The organism is Martelella mediterranea, assembly GCF_021021415.1.
Taxonomy (GTDB): domain Bacteria; phylum Pseudomonadota; class Alphaproteobacteria; order Rhizobiales; family Rhizobiaceae; genus Martelella; species Martelella mediterranea_C.
The window spans coordinates 96,427-119,032 of record NZ_JAINWJ010000020.1 but is presented as its reverse complement, the minus strand read 5'-3'; the positions used below and the strand labels follow the sequence as shown (position 1 = coordinate 119,032).

General features: G+C 62.7%; 16 protein-coding genes and 1 other RNA gene. 2 read left to right on the top strand and 15 right to left on the bottom strand.

Annotated features, from left to right (window positions below; genetic code table 11):
* Positions 1-137 precede the first annotated feature (137 nt).
* The 15 genes from murC to K7H91_RS14180 all read right to left on the bottom strand — a co-directional run bounded on the left by murC (position 138) and on the right by K7H91_RS14180 (position 16,385).
* On the bottom strand, positions 138-1,538 hold the full coding sequence (gene murC / locus K7H91_RS14250) for a UDP-N-acetylmuramate--L-alanine ligase (RefSeq protein ID WP_230720932.1): 1,401 nt from the start codon (positions 1,536-1,538) through the stop codon (positions 138-140).
* Entirely contained in the window at positions 1,538-2,647 is a 1,110-nt protein-coding gene (murG, locus tag K7H91_RS14245) for an undecaprenyldiphospho-muramoylpentapeptide beta-N-acetylglucosaminyltransferase (RefSeq protein ID WP_230720931.1), read from the bottom strand. The genes murC and murG overlap by 1 nt, the downstream gene beginning before the upstream one ends.
* Before the next feature lie 3 nt (positions 2,648-2,650).
* The gene (gene ftsW / locus K7H91_RS14240; protein WP_018063601.1) at positions 2,651-3,811 is read right to left on the bottom strand and encodes a putative lipid II flippase FtsW; all 1,161 of its coding nucleotides are present in this window, start codon (positions 3,809-3,811) and stop codon (positions 2,651-2,653) included.
* 3 nt (positions 3,812-3,814) lie between these two features.
* Positions 3,815-5,221, bottom strand: a complete 1,407-nt coding sequence (gene murD / locus K7H91_RS14235; RefSeq protein WP_230720930.1) for a UDP-N-acetylmuramoyl-L-alanine--D-glutamate ligase — start codon at positions 5,219-5,221, stop codon at positions 3,815-3,817.
* A gap of 4 nt (positions 5,222-5,225) precedes the next feature.
* On the bottom strand, positions 5,226-6,326 hold the full coding sequence (gene mraY / locus K7H91_RS14230) for a phospho-N-acetylmuramoyl-pentapeptide-transferase (protein ID WP_230720929.1): 1,101 nt from the start codon (positions 6,324-6,326) through the stop codon (positions 5,226-5,228).
* 128 nt (positions 6,327-6,454) lie between these two features.
* Positions 6,455-7,876, bottom strand: a complete 1,422-nt coding sequence (locus K7H91_RS14225) for a UDP-N-acetylmuramoylalanyl-D-glutamyl-2,6-diaminopimelate--D-alanyl-D-alanine ligase (protein ID WP_230720928.1) — start codon at positions 7,874-7,876, stop codon at positions 6,455-6,457.
* Entirely contained in the window at positions 7,873-9,336 is a 1,464-nt protein-coding gene (locus K7H91_RS14220; protein WP_230720927.1) for a UDP-N-acetylmuramoyl-L-alanyl-D-glutamate--2,6-diaminopimelate ligase, read from the bottom strand. The genes K7H91_RS14225 and K7H91_RS14220 overlap by 4 nt, the downstream gene beginning before the upstream one ends.
* A gap of 45 nt (positions 9,337-9,381) precedes the next feature.
* A complete protein-coding gene (locus tag K7H91_RS14215) occupies positions 9,382-11,139 on the bottom strand; it encodes a peptidoglycan D,D-transpeptidase FtsI family protein (RefSeq protein WP_230720926.1) in 1,758 nt (585 codons plus the stop codon).
* Positions 11,136-11,513 (bottom strand): cell division protein FtsL, encoded by a 378-nt coding sequence (ftsL, locus tag K7H91_RS14210; protein ID WP_018063607.1) that lies wholly within the window; start codon positions 11,511-11,513, stop codon positions 11,136-11,138. The genes K7H91_RS14215 and ftsL overlap by 4 nt, the downstream gene beginning before the upstream one ends.
* Complete coding sequence (rsmH, locus tag K7H91_RS14205) at positions 11,513-12,532, bottom strand: 16S rRNA (cytosine(1402)-N(4))-methyltransferase RsmH (protein WP_230720925.1); 1,020 nt, start codon at positions 12,530-12,532, stop codon at positions 11,513-11,515. The genes ftsL and rsmH overlap by 1 nt, the downstream gene beginning before the upstream one ends.
* A 17-nt stretch (positions 12,533-12,549) precedes the next feature.
* A complete protein-coding gene (gene mraZ / locus K7H91_RS14200; RefSeq protein ID WP_018063609.1) occupies positions 12,550-12,987 on the bottom strand; it encodes a division/cell wall cluster transcriptional repressor MraZ in 438 nt (145 codons plus the stop codon).
* A gap of 334 nt (positions 12,988-13,321) precedes the next feature.
* Positions 13,322-13,719, bottom strand: an RNA gene (gene rnpB, locus K7H91_RS14195) — RNase P RNA component class A.
* A 40-nt stretch (positions 13,720-13,759) separates the two neighbouring features.
* The gene (locus K7H91_RS14190) at positions 13,760-14,947 is read right to left on the bottom strand and encodes an NAD(P)/FAD-dependent oxidoreductase (RefSeq protein ID WP_230720924.1); all 1,188 of its coding nucleotides are present in this window, start codon (positions 14,945-14,947) and stop codon (positions 13,760-13,762) included.
* A gap of 75 nt (positions 14,948-15,022) precedes the next feature.
* The gene (locus K7H91_RS14185) at positions 15,023-15,673 is read right to left on the bottom strand and encodes a DUF1176 domain-containing protein (protein ID WP_230720923.1); all 651 of its coding nucleotides are present in this window, start codon (positions 15,671-15,673) and stop codon (positions 15,023-15,025) included.
* A gap of 1 nt (position 15,674) precedes the next feature.
* Positions 15,675-16,385, bottom strand: coding sequence for a J domain-containing protein (locus K7H91_RS14180; protein WP_230720922.1), 711 nt, complete (start codon positions 16,383-16,385; stop codon positions 15,675-15,677).
* Between the two features lie 237 nt (positions 16,386-16,622).
* On the opposite strand from K7H91_RS14180, the gene ftsH reads away from it, so the two are divergent.
* Together ftsH and K7H91_RS14170 are read left to right on the top strand one after the other, a co-directional pair.
* Positions 16,623-18,452, top strand: coding sequence for an ATP-dependent zinc metalloprotease FtsH (gene ftsH, locus K7H91_RS14175; protein ID WP_230720921.1), 1,830 nt, complete (start codon positions 16,623-16,625; stop codon positions 18,450-18,452).
* A gap of 222 nt (positions 18,453-18,674) precedes the next feature.
* The gene (locus K7H91_RS14170; protein WP_230720920.1) at positions 18,675-22,430 is read left to right on the top strand and encodes an autotransporter outer membrane beta-barrel domain-containing protein; all 3,756 of its coding nucleotides are present in this window, start codon (positions 18,675-18,677) and stop codon (positions 22,428-22,430) included.
* Positions 22,431-22,606 lie beyond the last annotated feature (176 nt).

Below are 22,606 nucleotides of genomic sequence, written 5' to 3'. Positions count from 1 at the left end.
TGCAAGGATCAGAGACCAAACCATCAAACAGAGTTGATGACTCAGAAGACGGGGCGAGCGGAGTGCCGAATCGCGAGGCGGAAGAGAGACATCCCCAGGAAGTTTCGCCGTCCGCAGCCTTCGACGCTCGTTCCTAATCACGCCCCCGCCGCCAGTTCTCCAGGCAGCTTTGCGGCCCAGTTGGTGATGCTGCCGGCGCCGAGCAGAACGACGAAATCACCCGGCTTGGCGATTTGCGTCACGGCATGCGCAAGCTCCGCTTCATCGGCCAGATATTGCGCATCCCGATGGCCGGCGGCCTTTATGCCGCTGACCAGCGTTTCGCCGTCATAGCCCGGGCGCGGGTCCTCGCCGGCGGCGTAGACCGGGGCGATGAACACGGTATCGGCATCGTTGAAGCAATTGGTGAAGTCCTCGAACAGGCTTTCGAGGCGGGAATAGCGGTGCGGCTGGTGGATGGCGATGATCCGTCCCTGACAGGCCTCGCGCGCCGCCCTCAGCACCGAACGGATTTCAACCGGATGATGGCCGTAATCGTCGAAAATCTGCGCGCCGTTCCATTCGCCCACCAGCGTGAACCGGCGCTTGACGCCGCCAAAGGCTGCCAGCCCCTTGCGGATATCCGCCTCGGAGATATGCAGCCGGTCGGCAACCGCGATCGCTGCCGTGGCGTTGGAGACATTGTGGCGGCCCGGCATCGGCAGCGAGAGATTCTCAAGCTTCACCGAGGGACGACGGCGGCGGCGGATATCGACGTCGAAGATCGTGCGCGTGCCCTCGTTGCGGATGTTGGAAAAGCGCACATCGGCCTGACGGTTCTCGCCATAGGTCACGATCCGGCGATCCTCAATCTGGCCGACCAGCGTCTGCACTTCGGGATGATCCAGACACATCACGCCGCAGCCGTAAAACGGCACGCTTTCGACGAATTGCCGGAAGGCCGCGCGCACGCCGTCAAATGTGCCGTAATGATCGAGATGCTCGGGGTCGATATTGGTGACGACCGCGATTTCGGCCGGCAGCTTCAGGAATGTGCCGTCGGATTCGTCGGCCTCGACCACCATCCACTCGCCCTCGCCCATGCGCGCATTGGTGCCATAAGCATTGATGATGCCGCCATTGATGACGGTCGGATCGAGCCCGCCGGCCTCCAGCAATGTCGCCACCATCGAGGTGGTCGTGGTCTTGCCGTGGGTGCCGCCGATCGCGATCGCATCGCGGAAGCGCATCAGTTCGGCCAGCATCTCGGCGCGGCGAACCACTGGCAGGTGTCTTTCGCGCGCGGCGGTGAGTTCGGGATTGGCGCGTTTGATCGCCGAGGAGACGACCACGACTTCGGCATCGCCGAGATTTTCGGCCTTGTGGCCGATGAACACGGAAATGCCCTTCTCGCGCAGGCGCGCGACATTGGCGCTTTCGGCCTGATCCGAGCCCTGCACCTTGTAGCCGAGATTGTTCAGCACCTCGGCAATCCCGCTCATGCCGATGCCGCCGATCCCGACAAAATGGACCACGCCGATCGCTTCAGGCATTCTCATCAGTCAATTCCTTCAATCTTCTGTCCGCGCGCCAGCGCCTCGGCCATATCGGCGAGTTTCTGTGTCGCATCCGGGCGGCCGGCCGCGCGCGCGGCGGCGGCGGCGGTTTCAAGTTTTTCGGGATGCTCGATCGCATCCTTCAGAATTTCCGCGAAGCGCTCCGTCGTCAGTTCGGACTGGCGCACGACTTCTGCGCCGCCCTTGGCCGCAAGAAGGCCGGCGTTGGCCGCCTGATCCTGATCGAGCGCATGGGGCAGCGGAACGAAAACGCCAGGCCTGCCGATGACCGAAAGCTCGGTTACCGTCAAAGCGCCCGAGCGCGCGACAACGAGATCGGCATCGGCGATCCGTTCCGGCATATTGTCGAAGAAGGGTGTGACATTCGCCTCGATGCCGAGCGCGGCGAAGCGTTCACGCACCCCGTCCAGGTCTTCCGGACGCGCCTGCTGGGCAATGACGAGGCGCTTGCGAAGATCCTCATCAAGGGCCGCGACGGCATCAGGCACGGCCTCGGCAAAGAAATGGGCGCCCTGCGAACCGCCAAAGACCAGCAGGTGAAACGGGTCCATCGCACCACGCTTGCGATAGGGCGTCTGCGACGCTTCAATCACGCTCTGGCGCACCGGGTTGCCGGTAATGAAAATCTTCGATCCAAACGTCGCGTCGTCGCTGGACAGAAAGCCGCCGGCAATGGCCTTGACCCTCGGCGCAAGCATGCGGTTTGCGCGGCCCATAACCGCGTTGGCCTCATGCACCATGGAAGGAATGCCGGCGCTGGTCGCCGCCATCAGCGGCGGAACCGTCGGGTAGCCGCCAAAGCCGATAACGGCCGCCGGCTTGTAGCGCGCAAACAGCGCGCGCGCCTTGCGGGTTCCGGAAAAGAGCTTCCACCCCGCCCTGATGATGGCGACCGGGTTTTTCGAACCGATGGTGGCGGACGGCACCACATGGATATCGGCGGGAAAAGTGCCGGCAAAGCGCTCGGCGCGGTGATCGGTGATCAGATGTACGGTATGGCCGCGCGCGATCAGCTCATGCGCCAGCGATTCCGCCGGAAACAGATGGCCACCGGTTCCGCCGGCAGACAGGAAGAAACAGAATTTGTCCATGGTCTACTCCGCCGGTACGCCGCGCGGCCGGCCCGGCTCGAAGAAATGGTCCTGGCGCGCGCGTTTGTCGGGACGGTGGCGGGTCAGCGCCAGCACGAAGCCCGCGCCAATGCAGGTCGCGATCATGGACGAGCCGCCGGCCGAAATCAGCGGCAGCGTCATGCCCTTGGCCGGCATAAGCTGCAGCGCCACGCCGATATTGATCACCGACTGCATACCGATCTGCAGCACGAGGCCGGCAACGGCGAAGCGGGCGAAATCGTCGCGCTCGCGATAGGCATGGCTGAGGCCGCGCAGCACGATGAAGGCGAAGATCGCGACGATGAACATGCAGAACAGAATGCCGAATTCTTCGGCCGCGACCGAGAACACGAAGTCGGTATGGCTGTCCGGAAGCCGCCGCTTGACGATCCCCTCGCCCGGACCGAGGCCGAAGAGGCCGCCATTCTGGATCGCCTTGGCGGCAAGCTCGACCTGGAGGTTGTCGCCCTCCCCGGTCAGGAACCGGTCGATACGCGAGGTCACGTGGGGCAGCCAGGTATAGGCCGCCAGAATGCCCGCGACCCCCGCGCCGCCGAGGCCCGCGATCCAGATCCACGACATGCCGGCCATGAAGAAGATGCCGCCCCAGACGATGCCGAGAAGCACGGTCTGGCCGAAGTCCGGCTGGGCGATCAGCAGTACGGCAGAGACGATGAACAGCATGCCGGCGAAAAGATTGCCCGGGATTTCCGGATAACGCTGATGCTCGGCGAACAGCCAGGCGCAGACCACCGCGAAGGCCGGTTTCAGGAATTCCGAGGGCTGCACCGAGAAGCCGGCAAGCACGATCCAGCGGCGCGAGCCATTGTTGGAGGTGCCGATGAACAGCGCCGCGACCATCGCCAGCAGCGAGCCGATGAGGATGATCACCGCAAGACGGCGGATCATGCGCGGCGAGCAGAAGGACAGCGAAATCATCACCGCGAGCGACGGCACCAGGAAGATCGCGTGGCGGGTGACGAAGTGGAAACTGTCATAGCCGAGACGTTCGGCCACGGCGGGGGACGCGGCGAAGGAGAGCATGAAGCCGATGCCCATCAGCACGATGAAGGCCGCCAGCAACCATCGGTCGATGGTCCAGAACCAGTCTGCGATTGGGCCCCGCTGAACGCGACTGACCATGGATCAGGCCTCCTTGCCGGTTGCTGTAAACGGCTCGATGCCGTCAAGCGCCATCACGGCGCTGACGAAGGCATCGCCGCGCTTTTCGAAATTCCGGTACTGGTCGAAGCTAGCGCAGGCCGGCGACAGCAGCACCACCGGCGTCTCGGCCCTGCTTTTCGCCGCATCGTCCGCCGCTTGTTTGACGGCGTTTTCCAGCGTGCCGCAGATTACCGTGTCCGCAGCGCCCGCAAGCGTGGTTGAAAAGGCCTCCGCCGCCTCGCCGATCAGATAGGCACGAGCGATCTTCGGGAAAAAGGGCGCGAGCGACGCAATGCCGCCTTCCTTGGGGCGTCCGCCCGCGATCCAGTGGATATCGCTGAAGGTCTTCAGCGCCGGGGCCGAGGCCTCGGCATTGGTGGCCTTGGAATCGTTGACGAAAATCACAGAACCCAATCGCGCCACGGGCTGCATGCGGTGGGCAAGGCCCGGAAAGGTGGAAAGACCATCGCGGATTTCGTCGTCGGTCAGACCAACCGCGCGGCAGGCCGCGATCGCGGCAGCAGTGTTCTGGCCGTTATGGGCGCCCCGCAATACCGGATGAACGGAAAGATCGGCGATGACCGCGCCGTCTTCCACCGAAACAATCGCCCCGCCATCGAAGGCGAGACCCCGGGTGATATGGGCGCGATCGCTGGAAATCGAAACGACATCGTGTCCGGCCTTCTCAAGCCGGTCGGCAATCGCCTTGCAATAGTCATCGTCCGCGCCCACCACGGCAAGCTTCGCGCCGGCCACCAGCCGTTCCTTGATCGCGGCATAGCGGGTCATGTCGCCATGGCGATCGAGATGGTCCGGCGTGAGGTTCAGGAGCAGACCGACATCGGCATCCAGCGTCGGCGCAAGGTCGATCTGGTAGGACGAGCACTCGACGACATAGATGCGGCCTGGCGCGAGCGGCGCGAGATCGAGGACGGCGCGGCCGATATTGCCGCCGACCTCGACATCGCGACCCGCCGCCTTCAGGATATGGCCGATCAGCGCCGTGGTGGTCGATTTGCCATTGGTGCCGGTGATCGCGATCAGCTTTGCCTCGGGGCAGGTTGCGCGGCGTTCGCGCGCCAGAAGCTCGACATCGCCAATGATCTCGGTGTCAGCAGTCCTTGCCAGCTCCACCACCCAATGCGGTTTCGGATGCGTCAGCGGCACGCCCGGGGCAAGTACGAGCGCGGCAAATCCGCTCCAGTCCATATGCCTCAGATCGGCGATCGGAATGCCTTTTTCCGCGGCAATGCGGCAGCTCTCGGCATTGTCGTCAAAGGCCGTTACCTGCGCCCCGCCGGCGATCAGCGCCAGCGCGGTCGCCATGCCCGAACCGCCAAGCCCGAACAGCGCGACCTTCTTGCCGGAAAACTGCGAGACCGCGATCATCGACCTACCTGAGCTTGAGCGTTGAAAGGCCGATCAGCGCGAGGCCGAAGGAGATGATCCAGAAGCGGATCACCACCTGGCTTTCGGTCCAGCCGAGCTTTTCGAAATGGTGATGGATTGGCGCCATCAGGAAGACGCGCCGCTTGGTGCGCCGGAAGACGGCAACCTGAATGATCACGGAGAGCGCCTCCAGCACGAACAGGCCGCAGATGATCGCCATGACGATCTCGTGCTTGGTGGCAACCGCGACCGAGCCGATCAACCCGCCCAGCGCCAGCGAGCCGGTGTCGCCCATGAAAATGGCGGCGGGCGGCGCGTTGAACCACAAAAAGCCCATGCATGCGCCGATGACGGCGGAGAGCAGCACGACCAGTTCGCCGGTGCCCGGCACGTAGTTGATCTGCAGATAGGACGCGAACACGGAGTTGCCGACGACATAGGCGATCAGCGCGAAGGAGCCGGCCGCGATCATCACCGGAACCGTGGCGAGGCCATCGAGCCCGTCCGTCAGGTTGACGGAGTTGCCGGCAGCGACGATCACGAAGGCGCCGAACGGAATGAAGAACCAGCCGAGGTCGATCACGAAGTCCTTGAAGAAGGGAAAGGTCAGCGCCGAGCCGAGCGTCGCGCCGTCAATGCTGGCGAGATTGGCGGCATACATCATGAAGGCGACCGCGACGCCGGCAATGACGAACTCGAAGAACAGCCGGCGGCGGCCGGAAAACCCCTTGTCGGACTGTTTGGTGACCTTGAGATAGTCGTCATAAAAGCCGATCGCGCCGAAGCCGAGGGTCACCAGCAGCGTCGCCACGACATAGGCGTTGGAAAGATCGGCCCACAACAGCGCGGAGCCGATGATGCCGGCCAATATCATCAGCCCGCCCATGGTCGGCGTGCCGGCCTTCTTGAAATGGGTCTGCGGCCCGTCGGCGCGGATCGGCTGGCCCTTGCCCTGGCGCAATCTCAGCGCGGCGATGATTCGCGGTCCAAACAGGAAGACGATCAGTGCCGAAGTGAATACGGCGGCGCCGGAGCGGAATGTGATGTAGCGGAACAGATTGAAAAACTGGAACCTGTCCGACAACTCCACGAGCCAAATCAGCATGAACGCCCCTTTCCAGAGAAGGCAGAGCGCGCGCCATCATTCCCTTTCGGGCCACGGCGGGCGCAGTCATTTATTGTTGTTCGCAGCATGTTGAACACCGGTATGCCACGAAATTGTTTACGCCCGGTTTACCCTTCCGCCGGATAGGTCTCGGTCAGTTTCTGAACGATGACGCCGAATCCCATTCCGTTTGACGACTTTAGCATTATCGTGTCTCCGGCCGCGACAGCGCCAACGGCGAATTCAGCCAATTCGGTGGCGTTGTCGCGATATTCCACAACAATGCTTTCCGGCAAGGCTTCACGCAGCGCCTGCATTTCATCACCCGCTAGCCAGACATGGGTGACACCGGCGGCGACCAGCGGACCGGCGAGCGCCTCATGCGCCTCGCGGGCGTAATCGCCGAGTTCCAGCATGTCGCCGAGAACCGCGATCCGCCGTCCGGGCTCGTTGCCGGAGCCCAGAAGCTCGAGCGCGGCCCGCATCGAGGCCGGGTTGGCGTTATAGCTTTCATCGATCAGCGTGAAGACGCCATCGGACGCCTTCAGGCGCTGACGCCGCCCCCTGCCCTTCATCTGCTCGACGGTCTCGAACGCGCCGAGCGCGGCATGCACATCTCCGCCGGCCTCGGCAATCGCGGCAAGGGCGGCAAGCGCGTTTTCCGCCATATGCTGGCCCGGCAGGCCGAGATTGAAGGCGGTCGGTTCCTCAGTGCCAAGGGCTGCGAGCACATGGCCGCGCTCGGTGCGCTTGTCGCTGACGGTGCGGTATTCCAGCAGGCGGTAATCGGCCTTGGCGTGTTCGCCGAAGGAGACGATGCGCGCGCCATGGCGCCGGGCGATCCGCGCCAGCTTGTCGAAGGCATCGATATCGCGGTTGAGGATCGCCGCGCCGTCGGCTTCAAGCCCTTCGAAAATCTCGGCCTTGGCGGCGACAATCCCCTCGATGCCGGAGAAATTGCCGATATGGACCGGCGCGATCGTGGTGATCACGGCCACATGCGGGCGCACCATTTTCGTCAGCGGACGAATTTCGCCGGAATGGTTCATGCCGATCTCGAACACGCCGAACTCGGTATCGGCCGGCATGCGGGCAAGCGTCAGCGGCACGCCCCAATGGTTGTTGAACGAGGCGACGGCCGAATGAACCTTGCCGGAGGCCTTCAGCCCGGCGGCGATCATTTCCTTGGTGCTGGTCTTGCCGACGGAGCCGGTGACGGCGATGATGCGGGCGTCCGTGCGCGCCCGCGCCGCCATCGCCAGACGGCCCATGGCCTCCAGCACATCATCGACCACGATCATCCCGCAGGTCAGCCGGCCGAGCGCCGGCAGCTTGGCCTCGGCCACAACCAGGAGCGTCGCGCCATTCTTGGCGGCAAGGCCCGCGAATTTGTGGCCATCCACACGGTCGCCGACGATGGCGAAAAATGCCTCTCCGTGGGAGATCGTGCGGCTGTCGATGGAAATGCCCGTAACGCCTTCCGGCAGTTCGCCCACGGGACGCCCGTCCATGGCCTCGACCATTTCGGCTGATGTCCAAAGCAAACTCACAATGCGCGGCCCTCCAATGCCTTCTTGACTTCGGCAAGGTCGGAGAAGGGTCGGGTCATGCCGCCCGCCGTCTGTCCTTCCTCATGCCCCTTGCCGGCTACAATCAATGTATCGCCCGTCTGCAAAAGGCCGACGGCGTGGGCGATCGCCTGGGCCCGATCGCCGATCTCTTTCGCAGCCGGAGCGGCCGCCAGGATTTCCGAGCGGATTTCGGCGGGAACCTCGGAGCGCGGATTGTCGTCGGTGACGATCACGATATCGGCGAGCCGGGTGGCGATCTCGCCCATGATCGGGCGCTTGCCCGTGTCTCGATCGCCGCCGCAGCCGAACACCACGATGACCCGACCCGTCGTGAACGGCCGCACGGCGGTGAGCACCTTTTCCAATGCATCGGGTTTGTGGGCGTAATCGATATAGGCAAGCGCGCCGTTTTCGGCCTTGCCGGCAAGCTGAAGCCGCCCGGCAGCACCCTCCACCTTTTCCAGCGCCAGAAGCGCGGTCCGGGCATCAACGCCGGTCGCAATCGCAAGACCGGCGGCGACCAGCGCGTTCGAAATCTGGAACTCGCCCGCCAGCGGCAACCGCACTTCGTAAATCGTGCCGTCATGCAGGATTTCGGCAAACTGGCTGTCGCGCTTCTGTTCGACGCGCTTCAGCGCCAGAAATTCACCCTTGCGGCCGACGGTGAAGACGCGCTGGCCTGCGCCTTCCGCCGCCGCGATCGCACGATCCGACCATTCGTCATCGGCGTTGATAATGGCCGGCGAACCGGTCGGCAGAACCCGCTCGAAAAGCTGCATCTTGGCCGCGAAATAATGCTCCACGGTCGGATGATAATCCATGTGGTCGCGGCCGAGATTGGTGAACGCCCCGGCCGAAAGCCGAACGCCGTCGAGCCGGTATTGGTCGAGCCCGTGGCTGGAGGCTTCCATCGCGCCATGGGTAACGCCATCGCGGGCAAGCTCGGCAAGCAGCGCATGCAGCGCCACCGGATCGGGCGTGGTCAGCGAACCATATTCGGTGCGGCCGGGCGCCGTGACGCCGGTGGTGCCGATCATCGCGGCGGCAAGGCCGGCTTGCGCCCAGATTTGACGGGTGAAGGAGGCGACGGAGGTCTTGCCCGCCGTGCCGGTCACGGCCACCATGGTTTCCGGCTGCGCGTCGTAGAACCGGGCGGCGGCGATCGCGAGAAAGGCCCGCGGGTTGTCGACGGTCAGCACCGGGATGCGCGAACCCTCGTGCGGGGAAGCGCTGATGGCGGCGACCGCGCCGCGCTGGGCGGCATCATCGATGAAAGCCGCGCCATCCGCCTTGCTGCCGGCGATCGCTACGAACAGCGCGCCGGGCCCGGCCTTGCGGCTGTCGGCGGTCAGGGAGGTTATGTCGAGCGCGCCGGCGCTGCCGGCAAGCGCCGCATTCAGTTCGGGAAAGGCCGTTCCGGCGAGAGCGCTCAGTTTCATCGTGTCAGTCTCTGTTCTGCACCCGGCGGGCCGGATGGCATGGCATCAGTAGGAAGCGAGGAGGGCTGCCCCTTCCGCGCCGAAATCGGGATCAACGCCGAGGATGGGCGCCGTCCGGCGAATGATCTCGCCATTCATCGGCCCGGCGTTCCAGGCGGCCGTACGACCGGGGACCCCCTCGACCTTCTTGGCGTCGTCAATCGTCACCAGGACGACATATTGCGGGTTGTCCATGGGAAATGCGGCAAGAAAAGCGTTGAAATTGCGATCTTTCGAATATTTCCCATCGATAATCTTCTCCGACGTGCCGGTCTTGCCGCCAACGCGATAGCCCGGCACCTGGCCGTTCCGCCCCGAGCCGTCCGTGCCGTTCAGCCTGAGCAGATAACGCATCTTGTCGCTGGTTTCCTTGGAAACCACGTGCTTGGCGATCCGGTCGGCCTCCTCTTGGCTGCGCGGCAGGAAGGTCGGCGTCAGAAGCTTGCCGCCATTGACAAGCGCCGCCGCTGCGGCTGCCGTCTGCAGCGAAGTCGTGGTCACGCCCTGGCCGAAGGACACGGTCGCGGAGAAGACACCGCCCCATTTCTGCGGCCGCTGGGGCGTTCCCGCGCCGCCGATCTCGGTGTCCATCTTGTCGAGCAGGCCGAGATTTTCCAGGAAGGTGCGCTGGTAATCCGGACCGACGGCGGCGGCGATGCGCGACGCGGCGATATTGGAGGAATAGGTAAAGACCTCGGGATAGGTGAGAATCCGGTTCTGAGCATGGTCGTCGCGGATGCGCGAACGACCGAAGATCAGCGGCGTTTTCGCATCCACGAGGCTGTTCATGTTGAACTTGCCGGATTCCAGCCCCATCGCCAGCGTGAAGGCCTTGAAGGTCGAGCCCATTTCGTAAACGCCGGTGATCGCGTCGTTCAGCATGCGCGGATCGGTCGCCGGCGGCGGGTTGTTCGGATCGAAATCGGGCACCGATGCAAGCGCAATGATCTCGCCGGTGTTGACGTCGAGAACCGTTCCGGTCGCGCCGATGGCGTGGAACTTGTTGACGCCCTCCACCAGAACATCGCGCAGGATGCTCTGGACGCGCAGGTCGATCGAGGTTTCGAACGGCTTCAGGTCCATCGCGCCGGACAGGCCGAGGCCCATCAGACCGGAAATCCCGTCGGTCCTGTCCATGTAGCGCTCGATGCCGGAGAGGCCGCGATTGTCGATATCGACGAGGCCGAGGACGTGTGCCGCCTGCGGGCCGCCGGGATAGAAGCGATGCACTTCCGGACGGAAGCCGACGCCGGGCACGCCGGCGGCCAGAACCTGGCTCTGCTGCTTGGGCGTGATCTGGCGCTTCAGCCACACGAATTCGCCCTTGGAGTTCAACAGCCGGTAGGCGCGCTTGGCATCGAGATCGGGAAAGATCGGCAGCAGCGCGTCGAGAACGTCGTCAGCGCTGGTGATCATCGAGGGGTCGGCGTAAAGCGACATCATCCGGACATCGGTCGCAAGCACCGCGCCGTTGCGGTCGACGATATCCGGGCGTCGCGCCAGCGTCAGCGGCATCGCCGCGCGGGCAACCGCGCCATCATCCTTGGCCAGCGAATAGTGCACCAGCCGCCCGCCGATCACGGCATAGACGGCGACAAAGGCGAAGGTGACAAAGCCGACGCGGCTGCGCGCAAGATTGACCCGTTTCTTGGCCGTGCCCTGGAACACGTCGGGCCGCGCTGCATCTTCCGTGGCCTTCGCAGCACGACGCGTCTTGGGCTTCAGCTTGGGCTTCAGTTTGAGGATGCCGGGGAGCTTGATCATGGTGTCACCGATCCGGTTATGACGATATCCGTGCCGTCGGGGGCGTCGCCAGCCATCAGCGGCGGCAGGTCCTCTTCGACGGGCTCGGCTTTGATGGGGGGAAGCTGGTCGAGCGTTGCGATCTGCTCCGGTTCGGCCGGGTGCAGGTCGAGCTCGGCGGCGAAGAACTCGGCAAGCCGCGCCATGCGGGCGGGCTGGGTCAACAGCGCCTCGTCGGCCTTCAGAAGATCGATATTGTTCTGCTCCAGCGCGATCTGGTCATCGAGCGCGCGGACCTCGTCATAGGTCGCCTCGACGCTGTATTTGATCGTGTAGGTGACCGTCGCGGTCGCGACCATGACCAGAATGAGGATGAGATCGAGCGGACGAAGCATCAGGCGCCTCCAAGGCGGGAAATATCGGCAAGAGACGGAAGGCCGAACGCATCGAGCCCGGTTTCAGGCGCAGGCGCCCCGGTGCGGATCGCAGCGCGGAGCTTGGCCGAGCGCGCCCGCGGGTTCTCCTCGGCCTCGGCCTCGCTCGCCGCAATCATGGCCTTGCCCGGCTGATCGAACAGCGCGGGCGCGGGCGCGACCTCCGGCAGATGGCGCGAGCCGCCGGCCTTGCCGAGGCGCGCCGAAATGAACTGCTTGACGATCCGATCCTCAAGCGAATGGAAGGTAACCACCGCCAGCACGCCGCCGGGCTTCAAGGCCCGTTCGGCCGCCAGCAGCGCGCCGGCGAGTTCGCCGAGCTCGTCATTCACGTAGACGCGCAGCGCCTGGAATACGCGGGTCGCGGGATGAATCTTGTCCTTGGCGCGGCGTGGCGTCACGATCTCGATCAGGCCGGCAAGGTCGCGCGTGGTCGCAAAAGGCTCTTCGGCGCGTTTCTTCTCGATCGCGCGGGCGATACGGCCGGCGTTCTTTTCCTCGCCGAGAATGCCGAAAATCCGTGTCAGGTCGCCGACCTTCGCCCGATTGACGACATCGGCGGCGGAAACGCCCTCGCCCGACATGCGCATGTCGAGCGGGCCGTTTTTCTGGAAGGAGAAGCCACGCTCGGCCTCGTCGATCTGCATGGAGGAAACGCCGATATCGAGAACCACGCCGTCAAGGCCGGCTTCCGGGGCATAGCGATCGAGCGTGGAGAAACGGGCATGATGCAGAGACAGGCGCGGATAGCGCGCGAGCAGATCGTCGGCCGCGGCAATCGCGTTCGGATCGCGGTCAAGGCCGATGACCTCGGCGCCCTCCTCCAGCAGCGCGCTGGAGTAGCCGCCCGCGCCGAACGTGCCGTCGAGAATGATCTTGCCGGGCGCCGGCTTCAATTGAGCCAGCACCTCGGCAAGCATAACCGGAATGTGACGAACCGGTCCGCCATCGGCATCGATTGTGCCAGGATTCCCCGCCATTCCGTTTCCCCGTTTCATCAGGCGCCCGCCCGCCCGCCGAGACGGGCCTTGCGCGCTTGCGCCTGCGCTTCCTGAAATGCCTGCGGCTCCCAAAGCTGGAAGTGATCCGCCCGCCCCACAAAAGTGACCTCCGTATCGATGCCGGTGAAATCGCGGATGAAGTCCGTGACCATCAACCGCCCCTCGGCATCGAGTTTCGCGAACACGCCGCCGCCATGGATCAGCAGCGACATGCTGTTTGCTTCCGCCGAAAACGGGTCCTCCTGATCGATCTGCCGCTCGAAACGGTCGAGCAGATCGGGACCGCCGATGCTGATTGCCGGGAAGACGAAATCCTGGAAGCAGTAAAGCTCCGTGATATTCCGCTCCGCTAGCACCGTGCGGAACACCGCAGGCACCGACACCCTTCCCTTGGCGTCGACCTTCTTGGTCGCGTTGGACAGAAACCGGTTCATTACGCGCTACTACCGACGTCTCAAGCAGTCCTTCGCAGACCGCCAACCCAAAGGAATACCCTGGAAAACCAAACCGCCCGACGGGCGAACTCAGCATGAAATACAAACACTTAAAGTCATCGCGCTGCCCGGAAGCCGCATCTGCACCGGACGGCGAATTTATGCTTAATGGGATAACATGGGCAGATTTGGGCGTCAATGGGATAAGCCGTTATTAACCGTGTCGACAGCGCTTCCGGAAAGGCTGATTCTATCAGCCGGCCCTTAACGAAAGCTTTCGTCGCGGCGTACGAAACGGCGCGCCCAAACGCCCGTTTTTGAATGAAAAAAGGAAATAACCAGTTGGCCTGTAAGCCGGGTTCTGTATGGCTTTGCGGTTGCCCGCAAAACGTGGCGGCCATTCATCTGGGACAGCACTTGCGCGCTGCCTCTCGCAACCCACCCGGATGACCGGCCTGGAAACAGGCTGGCGTCAAGCGCCGCGTCATCCCTATTCGGTTTTGCTCCCGGTGAGGTTTACCGTGCCGCCATGCGTTGCCGCCGGCGCGGTGGGCTCTTGCCCCACCCTTTCACCCTTACCCTGCCAAAAGGCGGGGCGGTTTGCTTTCTGTGGCACTGTCTCTGGGGTCGCCCCCGCCGGACTTTCTCCGGCACCGTGTTTCCGTGGAGCCCGGACTTTCCTCACCCTGCCGCCTTTCGGCATTGGCAAAGCGCGGCCGCCCGGCCAACTGGTCGGGCCTCTCTAGTGCGTTTTGTGACGGAAAGGAAGGGATTATGAGAACGACGGCGCGAAATCGACCGGGTAGCCCTCGCCCGCAAGCGAACCTTGCGCCATCAGCACCGCGCCCAGCCGGCCGATCTCGTCGGAGCTCTTGGCCGCCGCCCCGCAGCCGGCGGTCAGCACCGCGATCCGGGGCGATGGCGAGAAGCCGATCATAGGATAGCCCGAGGGCGAATAGCTCGTCACGCAAGTGCCGGTTTCCGATTGCAGCACCTTCAGCTTCGGCATCAGCTCGCAAATGATCCGGGTCAGATGCTCGCGCGTGGCGTTATGGCCCGTCGAGCGGAACCAGTCACGGATATCCGCCTCGCTTGAAAGCGGCACATCATCGGGATCGCCGCCGATCTTGATATACCAGCGGCCATCGGGATAGCGGATCGGCGGCAGCAGATAGATGCCGTCCTCGTCGAATTCCGCCTTGTAGATCAGGCTGGGCATGGCCGAAAGCGACCGCGCCTCCTCCTCATCGACCTCGAAATAGGCGATGGTGCGGGCAAAGACGGTGAGATCGATCTTCGCCGGCAGCAGCTTCTCGTTGATGGTGAAACCGCCCGCGGCCACCAGCACCTTGTCGGCCGTCAGCGTCTCGCCGGCATCGGTGGTGACGCTGACCCGCGCGCCGCCATCGTTCACCTCGGTCACGGTCGCGGCGATCACCTCCGCCCCGGCCTTTCCGGCAAGAAGGGACTGGGCGGCCACGAGCCGGCGCGGCGAGATATAGCCCGCCCGGTGCGGTTCGAAAACGCCCTCCGTTTTGGGCGCGAAGGCGAAGTAGGGGAACTGCTCCTGAAGCCCCGCCGCCTCGACGATCTCGGCGGACGCCCCGCATTGCCCGGCGGCATCCATGATGGTTTCGACATAGCGCCCGCGCGAGCGTCCCGGCCCGACGATCAGCGCGCCGACCTCGCCGAAGAAGTCGATGCCGCTGTCGCGCTCGATGTCGCGGTAGCGCGCAATCGAACGATTGGCGAGCCGCGCCCAGACGGGATTTCGGTCGATGGTGCGGGTAATGCGGCCCTCATCATAATGGCTGGCGAAAACGCCGGTATGAGCGGCCTTGTCAAACGGCTCATCCGGCCCGATGACGGCGACGCCGTCTTCCATGCCCGCCAAATGGCGCGCGGCGGCAGCGCCCATCAGACCGCGACCAATGATGATTGTCCTGAAATGTCGTGTCATGACCCGCTCTCTGGAAATTTGCCGAAGCTTCACCGAGCCGGGCCGTCAATGCAAGGGAAAGATAACGAAGCCGGGTCAGGGCGCGGCGTCATAGAGCGTATATTGGGTGTCGCTCAGCGCTTCGGGCGGGTCTTCGAGATTGGCCTCGTAGATCGGATCAATGAGATAGTGCTTCAGCACGAAGCTGCCCTTCTCCAGCGTCCAGCGTCCGGTGGAATAGGCATCCCCCAGCCCGCGCCATTTCTCGAAGGTGGAAATCGTGTTGGTTTCGGCATCGAATTCCGGATTGACCAGGATCGTGCCGGCGGTAAACCCGGTCACCGCCGGATCACGGACAAGCTTGGTATAGGTGTCGTCGCCGGGCTCGTAATCGAGGGAGAAGGCGGGGGTCGCGAAGGATACGATCTCGCCCTCTTCGGGAAAGCCGTCCTCGCGGGCAAAGACATAGGCGACAGCCACGTTGTAGGCGCCGAGCCCGCAGGTGATCTGGTAAAGCCGCCCCTTCACATCCTCCACCGTCCCGTCGTAGCGGGTCTCCGGCCAGGACACGTCGAACGTCTGATCCTCGAGCCCGTCGAAGCGTTCGGCAAGATCGCTCTCGCACTGGCCGGGATGGGCGGCGGTGACCATGGCCTTCGCGGTCGCAAGGCCGTCATCGGCGGCAAAGGCCGGCGCGGCTGGGATCAAGGCCGCGGCCAGCAGCAGGCGGATAGGCGCGGCGCTCATATCACGCCGCCTTCAATTCGCGCTCGATCGCCTCATAGGCCGCATTGATGCGGGCCATGCGATCATTGGCGGCGGCGTGGAATTCCTTCGGAACGCCGCGCGCGATCAGCCGGTCGGGATGGTTTTCGGCCACCAGCGCGCGATAGCGGCTGCGGATGGTCTTGAAGTCATCATTGCGGGAGACGCCGAGCACGCCGTAAGGGTCGCGCTCGCCCAAATCCATGTGGCGCGCGCAGATGGTCTGGAATCGGGCCTCGCTGATGCCGAAGATTTCGGCGACATGGGCCAGGAAATCCAGCTCCTTGTCGTGGATATTGCCGTCGGCCTTGGCGATGTGGAACAGGCCGTCAATCACCTCTTCCAGCAGCGGGCAGCCTTCCTCGCCATCCGAGCAGAGTCCTTTCAGCTTGCGCGCATAGGCGTCATAACCGGCGATATCCTGCCGGGCGAGATTATAGAGCCGGGCGACGTTGACGCGCTCTTCCTCCGGGATTTCGAAAATCTCGTGGAAGGCGGCAACCTCTTCCATGGTCACGAATCCGTCGGCCTTCGCCATCTTCGCCGAAAGCGCGATCAGCGACACGGAAAACGCCACCTGGCGGCGGGTTTCGGGGTCGCCCTCGAACAGCGTGCGCACGGCCTCGACCACGCCCGAAAGGACGTTGCCGGTGGACTGGCTGACGAAACGGACCAGTTTTTCCCAGAATGACATTCAACAGGCTCCCGGCGGTGCGACCCGCCTTCTCAAGAATCGCCAGATTGGACAAAAACGGCGGCGCATGCAAGTCGAACCGACCGGTTCAATCAGAAATTTTCCGTGATCGCGCTGCGACATTTTCGCCCCATCCCGCACGCGCTCCCGCACCGCGCCCGCCTTTTCCGATTGCCTGCCCGGCAAGCGGGTGGCTATAGACATTGGCAGGGACGCTTGACCGGGAGACTTCGCGCCATGGAACGCAAGAATACATTCAACCTTGGCTATTTTCTGGTGGCCTTCCTGATCGTGATCGGGTTTCAGCTCTGGTTTACGTCGCGCGACGTCGCGCGGATCAGCTATTCCGAGATGATCAATTATATCGAAAAGGGCGAGGTCCAGTCGGTCGCGATCGCCGAAAACACGATCGAGGGCAAGTTCAAGACGGCGGTGGACGGCAAGGAATATTTCGTCACCTACCGCGTGCCGCAGGAACTGGCGGTCGATTTCGACAAGTACAAGGTGGATGTCACCGGCGTTCCCGATCATTCGCTTCTGACACAGATCCTCTCCTGGGTGCTACCGATCGTGATCTTCTTCGCGATCTGGGCATGGTTCTTCCGCAAGTTCGCCGAAAAGCAGGGCATGGGCCTTGGCGGCATGATGAATATCGGCAAGTCCAAGGCCAAGATCTATGTCGAGCGCGACACCGGCGTGACCTTTGACGACGTCGCCGGCGCCGACGAGGCCAAGGTGGAACTCAAGGAGGTCGTCTCCTTCCTCACAGAACGCGAAAAATACGGCAGGCTCGGCGCGCATATTCCCAAGGGCCTGCTTCTGGTCGGCCCGCCCGGCACCGGCAAGACGCTAATCGCCAAGGCGGTCGCGGGCGAGGCCGGCGTCACCTTCTTCTCGATCTCGGGCTCGGAATTCGTCGAAATGTTCGTCGGCGTGGGTGCCGCGCGCGTGCGCGATCTGTTCAAGCAGGCCCGCGAGATGGCGCCCTGCATCATCTTCATCGACGAGCTGGATGCGCTGGGCCGCGCCCGCAATTCCTTCGGCATGGGCGGCAATGACGAGAAGGAGCAGACGCTGAACCAGCTTCTGGTCGAGCTCGACGGTTTCGATCCCGCTGCCGGCATCGTCATTCTGGCCGCCACAAACCGGCCGGAAGTGCTAGACCCGGCGCTGACGCGCGCGGGCCGCTTCGACCGTCAGGTCGTCATGGACCGGCCCGACCGGGGAGGACGCGAGGCAATCCTCGCCGTCCACATGAAGAAGATCCGGCTTGCCGAGGATGTCGACGCCGGCCAGGTCGCGGCGCTGACGCCGGGCTTTTCCGGCGCCGATCTCGCCAATCTCGTCAACGAGGCCGCGATCTTCGCCACACGGCGCGGCGGCGAGAAGGTGACGATGGAGGATTTCACCCAGGCGGTGGAACGCACGGTGGCCGGCTCCGAACGGCGCGGCCGCCTGCTGAACCCGGACGAACGCGAACGCGTCGCCTTCCACGAAATGGGCCATGCCCTGGCCGCCGCCGCGCTCCCCAAGACCGATCCGGTGCACAAGATCTCGATCATCCCGCGCTCGATCGGCGCGCTCGGCTACACCATGCAGCGCCCGACCGAGGACCGGTTCCTGATCACCGCAGGCGAATTGCGCGACCGCATGGTGGTGCTGCTCGCCGGGCGCGCCGCGGAAGACATCGTCTACGGCGAAATCTCCACCGGCGCCTCCGACGACCTCGCCCGCGTCACCGACATCGCCCGGCAATATGTGATGAGCTTCGGCATGGACCCGGATATCGGCCAGGCGGCGCTGGAACAGAAGCGCGCGCAATATATGCCCGAGGCCCCCGGCATGGGCGGCGCCAAGGACTATTCCGACGTCACTGCCCGCGAGATCGACCTCGCCATCCGCAAGCTGATCGACGAGGCCTATGACCGCGCCAAGGAAGTCCTGAACCAGCGCCGCAAGGACCTCGACGACGGCGCCCGCATGCTGCTGGACAAGGAAACCATCACCCCGGCCGATTTCCCGCCGCTGGTGCAGCAGCCGCTGGCGCAGGCGCGTGTGCTTTCCTAGTCATCATCGCTGTTTTCGGAACAGCCCACACGTCCTCGTCAAAGACCGGCGGTTCAGTGAGCGGATCGACGCATTGCCGACACAACCTAAAATTGTTGCCAAAATACATCAGGACGCACGCTATAACAGGGTTGCATTTCATATTTTTACTACCTGTTAGATTGTAACCTTTCCCAGTTCTCGCACTCTCTCTCCAAGACAGAACAACGGAGGGAAAGAACAATGCGTGAGCCACCCACGGGTTACAACGGACACAACAAGGTCGAACGCCACGGCCGGCAGGTTCTGATCGCAGCGACATCAGCGCTTGCTATTGCGGCAGTATCAACTTCGCTCAGCGCGAGAGACGCATGGGCCATCGATGAGTGCGGCCCGCCGAGCAGAACCGTCTATTGTGACGGCTCGACTGGTTCCGAGTTCAACGCCATCACCTATCAGGAAGGACTTGAGCTCGTCCTTGATGATTCAGCTCTGGTCGTGCACGGCGACATCAATGTCGGCGCGATCGTTTTGGGAACGGCGCCAGCGACGATCACCGCCACGTCGTACAAAAGCCTTGAAGGCCAGATCAACGCGATCTCGGTGAACACCGACGCAACCTTGGATATCAATCCAGGAACGAGCAACACATCCAGCATGATCACAGGTCCCCTGACCGCCACAACGACCGGCCGCGGCAATGCCGTCGCCAACATCCAGGGCGGGACCATTTCCGTAACTGGCATCAACAACGCCGTAACAGCTCTGGCTCAAGGGAGCGGGGATGCGTTTGTCAATATTACAGGAAACGCCTCGATTGAGGCGGAGAACAGCAAAACAGCCATTCTGGCCAATAATACCGGCTCGGGAGCAGCCAACCTATCCATGACCGCGGGGAACGTCGCCGGAATTGTCGAGGCACGCGGCATCGATGGCTCCATCGATATCTCGGGGGGAGAGATTACCGGAGGCATCATCGCCGTGTCCGACGGCGGAGATTTTTCAATATCACTCACTGGAGGAACGTTGACTTATCTATACGATGTTTTCGAGGATGACGGTTTTGACGAAGTCATCGCTTTGGACGTTGGTGGGAACGGGGCCGCTACCCACTCGTCAATTCACATCGACGGCGCGACTATAAGGTCATCTCCTAACGTCTTTATCGGTATCTTCTCAGATTCCACTTACCTAGCCGGCAGCACCAACAAGATCGTCATCGACAATACATCGGGAGAGACTTATCTGGAAACTGCCCTTCTCTTGGATGTGGATCGTGCAGGTACCGCCACTATCGAATTCAATGGGGGGACTTTGTACTATACTGTGACCGACAGCCAAATAAACGCGGCATTATCGGCCTTCGCTAAAGAGGAAGACTCTTCCGTTACCATCAAAGGCGGCACCATCTCTGCCGTAGGCATCCCTTCACAAAGACCATTGATGATTGGCGCACAGGCGGTCAGCTTTGGCGGCAGCATGGCAACGGTTTCCATGAGCGGAGGCGAGGTTATTGTCACAGGCGCTGAAGCATACGGCCTGATGACTCAGGATTTCGAAACCTTTAATGCTTTCGGCGATTCGACGATTTCCATGACAGGCGGCACGCTCCACGTGACTGCGGCTGGCCCGGATGTGACCGGCGAGCTAATCGTCGATTCGTCGGCTATCTACATACCAAGCAAAAATACTCCCGGGTTGAACAATAAGATATCGGTAAGCGGAGGCACGATAACCGCTACTAATGCAAATGGAATCCTGGCTTACGTGAACGATGACACAACCACGACGATTGATCTGACAAGCGGAAATCTCACCGTCGATTACAAAGGCGTGCACGAGGGCTACGGCGTTGCGATCAGCGGGCCCACTATGCCGGATAAGTCTTCGGCGTCGGGTGTAACGACCTCAATCACCATCGGCTCACAAATGACCCTGGATGCATCCAACGCGTATTATTCCATCATCAACCTCAATGATGCTCCGGACAATCAGATGCTGGTCAGCACCGCCGGCACGGTAACCGGTGACGTCATGCTTGGCGGGGGACCGTCCTCCTTCACACTTTCCGGCGGAACTTTGACCGGCAATGTTTACGGCGATTATGACAGTCTTCGCGGCACCCCATATGACGTCACCAATCCGGGCAATGACAGTTTCATCTGGAGTGGCGGCGTCTTCAACGGTAATTTCTATGGCCAGGACGGACTGGATTCGGCCACCATTGCCCTCCTGGACCAGAAATTGGTTATCGATAGCAACATTTTTGACGGAGGCCCCGGTTCCGATACGTTTAACATCTCGGGGAACTCGGAATATCTGATCGACGGATCGAACATCCGAAACTGGGAATCGATGCACATTTCCGGCGGCGCAAAGGTCACCTTCACCGGCGAAGGCCCCGTTGTCCTCACCATGGATAAAACCGGAAACGCCAAATATGGTGATATCTACGTCGGGGCGGCTAGTTCGCTTTCAGCCGCCCCCTTGACGGGCAGCAGCGCGGTGACCCTGGTTTCCAATGTCACGCTGATGGAAGAGGGAGCGACCCTGAGCCAGTTGGGCGGAATCGAGCTTTTTGTCCTGGGCAAGATTGAAAGTGACGGCGGAACAATCACCCTGGTGGATGGAATAAGCTACGGAGCCGTGCATACGACAGATTATGCCGGCCACAATGGGCTTCTGGCTCTGGATGCTGATTTGAAAGCAGGAGTCAGCGACCAGTTCTGGATCGGAGGCTTCGATGTCTCCGGAGCGACTTCCGTCTTCGTTCACCAGGTCGGCGAGGCGCCCACATGGCCGTTCCCGGTGCAGCTCATCGTCACGTCGCAAAGTGTATCGCCTTCCTCATTTGAACTGCTGACCGACGTGGCAGCAGGCGCATTCTCATATCAGCTCCGCTATGGATCCTATGGCGGAGACCTGGGTTTCTTCCTCGTGCCAGCCACTACCGATGAAGCGGCAGCGCGTCTGAACCGTGATTTCGTGCGGCACGCATCTCTGCGCGAACTGATAGATGCAGGCGTTGTGCTTCAACCCTACGTTCCCCTCTACGAGGCATACCAATCCGCGCTTCTGGAGATGACCCGCCTGCCCTCGCTCAAGACGCGTTCCGGCGGGCGCTATGAGGGTGGCGAGGCGATTACCGCGGGGCCGGCGCTCGATGCCGTCTGGGGGCGCGTCGGCGGCGGGTTCGATCATTTCAATCCGCAATCCTCCACCACCGGCTATGACTACGACATGTCGAGCTTCGAGATGCAGACCGGGCTCGATGGCCTGTTCCTCGACAGTGAAGCCGGCGCGCTCATCGGCGGCATCACCGCCCATTACCAGACCGGCGAGGCCAAGGTGCATTCGCGCTATGGCGACAGCAAGATCCATCCCGATGGCTACGGTTTCGGCGGCACGCTGACATGGTTCGGCGCAAACGGTTTTTATACCGACGCCCAGGCCGCCCTCACCTGGTATTCGAGCGAGTTGAAGGCCGATGACCTGCCGCTTTCCCCCGACGACAGCGACGCCTTCGGCTACGCGCTGTCGCTGGAGGCCGGGCAGGCTTTCGGCATCGGCGACGGCCTGTCGCTGACCCCGCAGGCCCAGCTTTCCTTCGCCTCGGTTTCCGTCGACAGCTTCACCGGCGCCTATTCCGACGATGTCGACTTCGACAACGGCCAGAGCCTGCTCGGGCGCGTCGGCCTCTCAATCGAGAAGGAAAGCGCCTGGACCGATATCAACGGCCAGGCGCGCGCGGCCAATGTCTACGGCCTCGCCAACCTCTATTACGAGTTCCTCGGCGAGACCACGGCAACGGTCACCGATGTGCTCGACTTCTCCTCGGAACCCAACGATTTCACCGGCGAAATCGGCTTCGGCGGCTCGATCGACTGGCAGGCGGGCAAGCTGCAATACTCAGCCTTCGCCGAACTCACCGCCTCCACCGGGTTCAACACCGGCTCATATGGCTATGGCGGCAATGTCGGGCTGAAGGTCAGGTGGTGACGCTCGCCGCGTAGCACATGCCCGTTCCGGTCACACGGACGCGAACGATCTCCGCTCGCGTCCGTCCTTCGTTTCCGGTTGAACGCCGGTCCGTCAAACCGATTTTATTGCTGAACGGTCTTTACACCCCGGCGCGGCTGACGCATCCATGGCGCAAAGCCGAAGTCAGGAAAGAG

What these genes read in the sequence shown, in the direction of transcription:
- murC (WP_230720932.1), bottom strand. Translation starts at nt 1,538, where the DNA reads ATGAGAATGCCTGAAGCGATCGGCGTGGTCCATTTTGTCGGGATCGGC.
- murG (WP_230720931.1), bottom strand. Translation starts at nt 2,647, where the DNA reads ATGGACAAATTCTGTTTCTTCCTGTCTGCCGGCGGAACCGGTGGCCAT.
- ftsW (WP_018063601.1), bottom strand. Translation starts at nt 3,811, where the DNA reads ATGGTCAGTCGCGTTCAGCGGGGCCCAATCGCAGACTGGTTCTGGACC.
- murD (WP_230720930.1), bottom strand. Translation starts at nt 5,221, where the DNA reads ATGATCGCGGTCTCGCAGTTTTCCGGCAAGAAGGTCGCGCTGTTCGGG.
- mraY (WP_230720929.1), bottom strand. Translation starts at nt 6,326, where the DNA reads ATGCTGATTTGGCTCGTGGAGTTGTCGGACAGGTTCCAGTTTTTCAAT.
- K7H91_RS14220 (WP_230720927.1), bottom strand. Translation starts at nt 9,336, where the DNA reads ATGAAACTGAGCGCTCTCGCCGGAACGGCCTTTCCCGAACTGAATGCG.
- K7H91_RS14215 (WP_230720926.1), bottom strand. Translation starts at nt 11,139, where the DNA reads ATGATCAAGCTCCCCGGCATCCTCAAACTGAAGCCCAAGCTGAAGCCC.
- ftsL (WP_018063607.1), bottom strand. Translation starts at nt 11,513, where the DNA reads ATGCTTCGTCCGCTCGATCTCATCCTCATTCTGGTCATGGTCGCGACC.
- rsmH (WP_230720925.1), bottom strand. Translation starts at nt 12,532, where the DNA reads ATGGCGGGGAATCCTGGCACAATCGATGCCGATGGCGGACCGGTTCGT.
- mraZ (WP_018063609.1), bottom strand. Translation starts at nt 12,987, where the DNA reads ATGAACCGGTTTCTGTCCAACGCGACCAAGAAGGTCGACGCCAAGGGA.
- K7H91_RS14190 (WP_230720924.1), bottom strand. Translation starts at nt 14,947, where the DNA reads ATGACACGACATTTCAGGACAATCATCATTGGTCGCGGTCTGATGGGC.
- K7H91_RS14185 (WP_230720923.1), bottom strand. Translation starts at nt 15,673, where the DNA reads ATGAGCGCCGCGCCTATCCGCCTGCTGCTGGCCGCGGCCTTGATCCCA.
- K7H91_RS14180 (WP_230720922.1), bottom strand. Translation starts at nt 16,385, where the DNA reads ATGTCATTCTGGGAAAAACTGGTCCGTTTCGTCAGCCAGTCCACCGGC.
- ftsH (WP_230720921.1), top strand. Translation starts at nt 16,623, where the DNA reads ATGGAACGCAAGAATACATTCAACCTTGGCTATTTTCTGGTGGCCTTC.
- K7H91_RS14170 (WP_230720920.1), top strand. Translation starts at nt 18,675, where the DNA reads ATGCGTGAGCCACCCACGGGTTACAACGGACACAACAAGGTCGAACGC.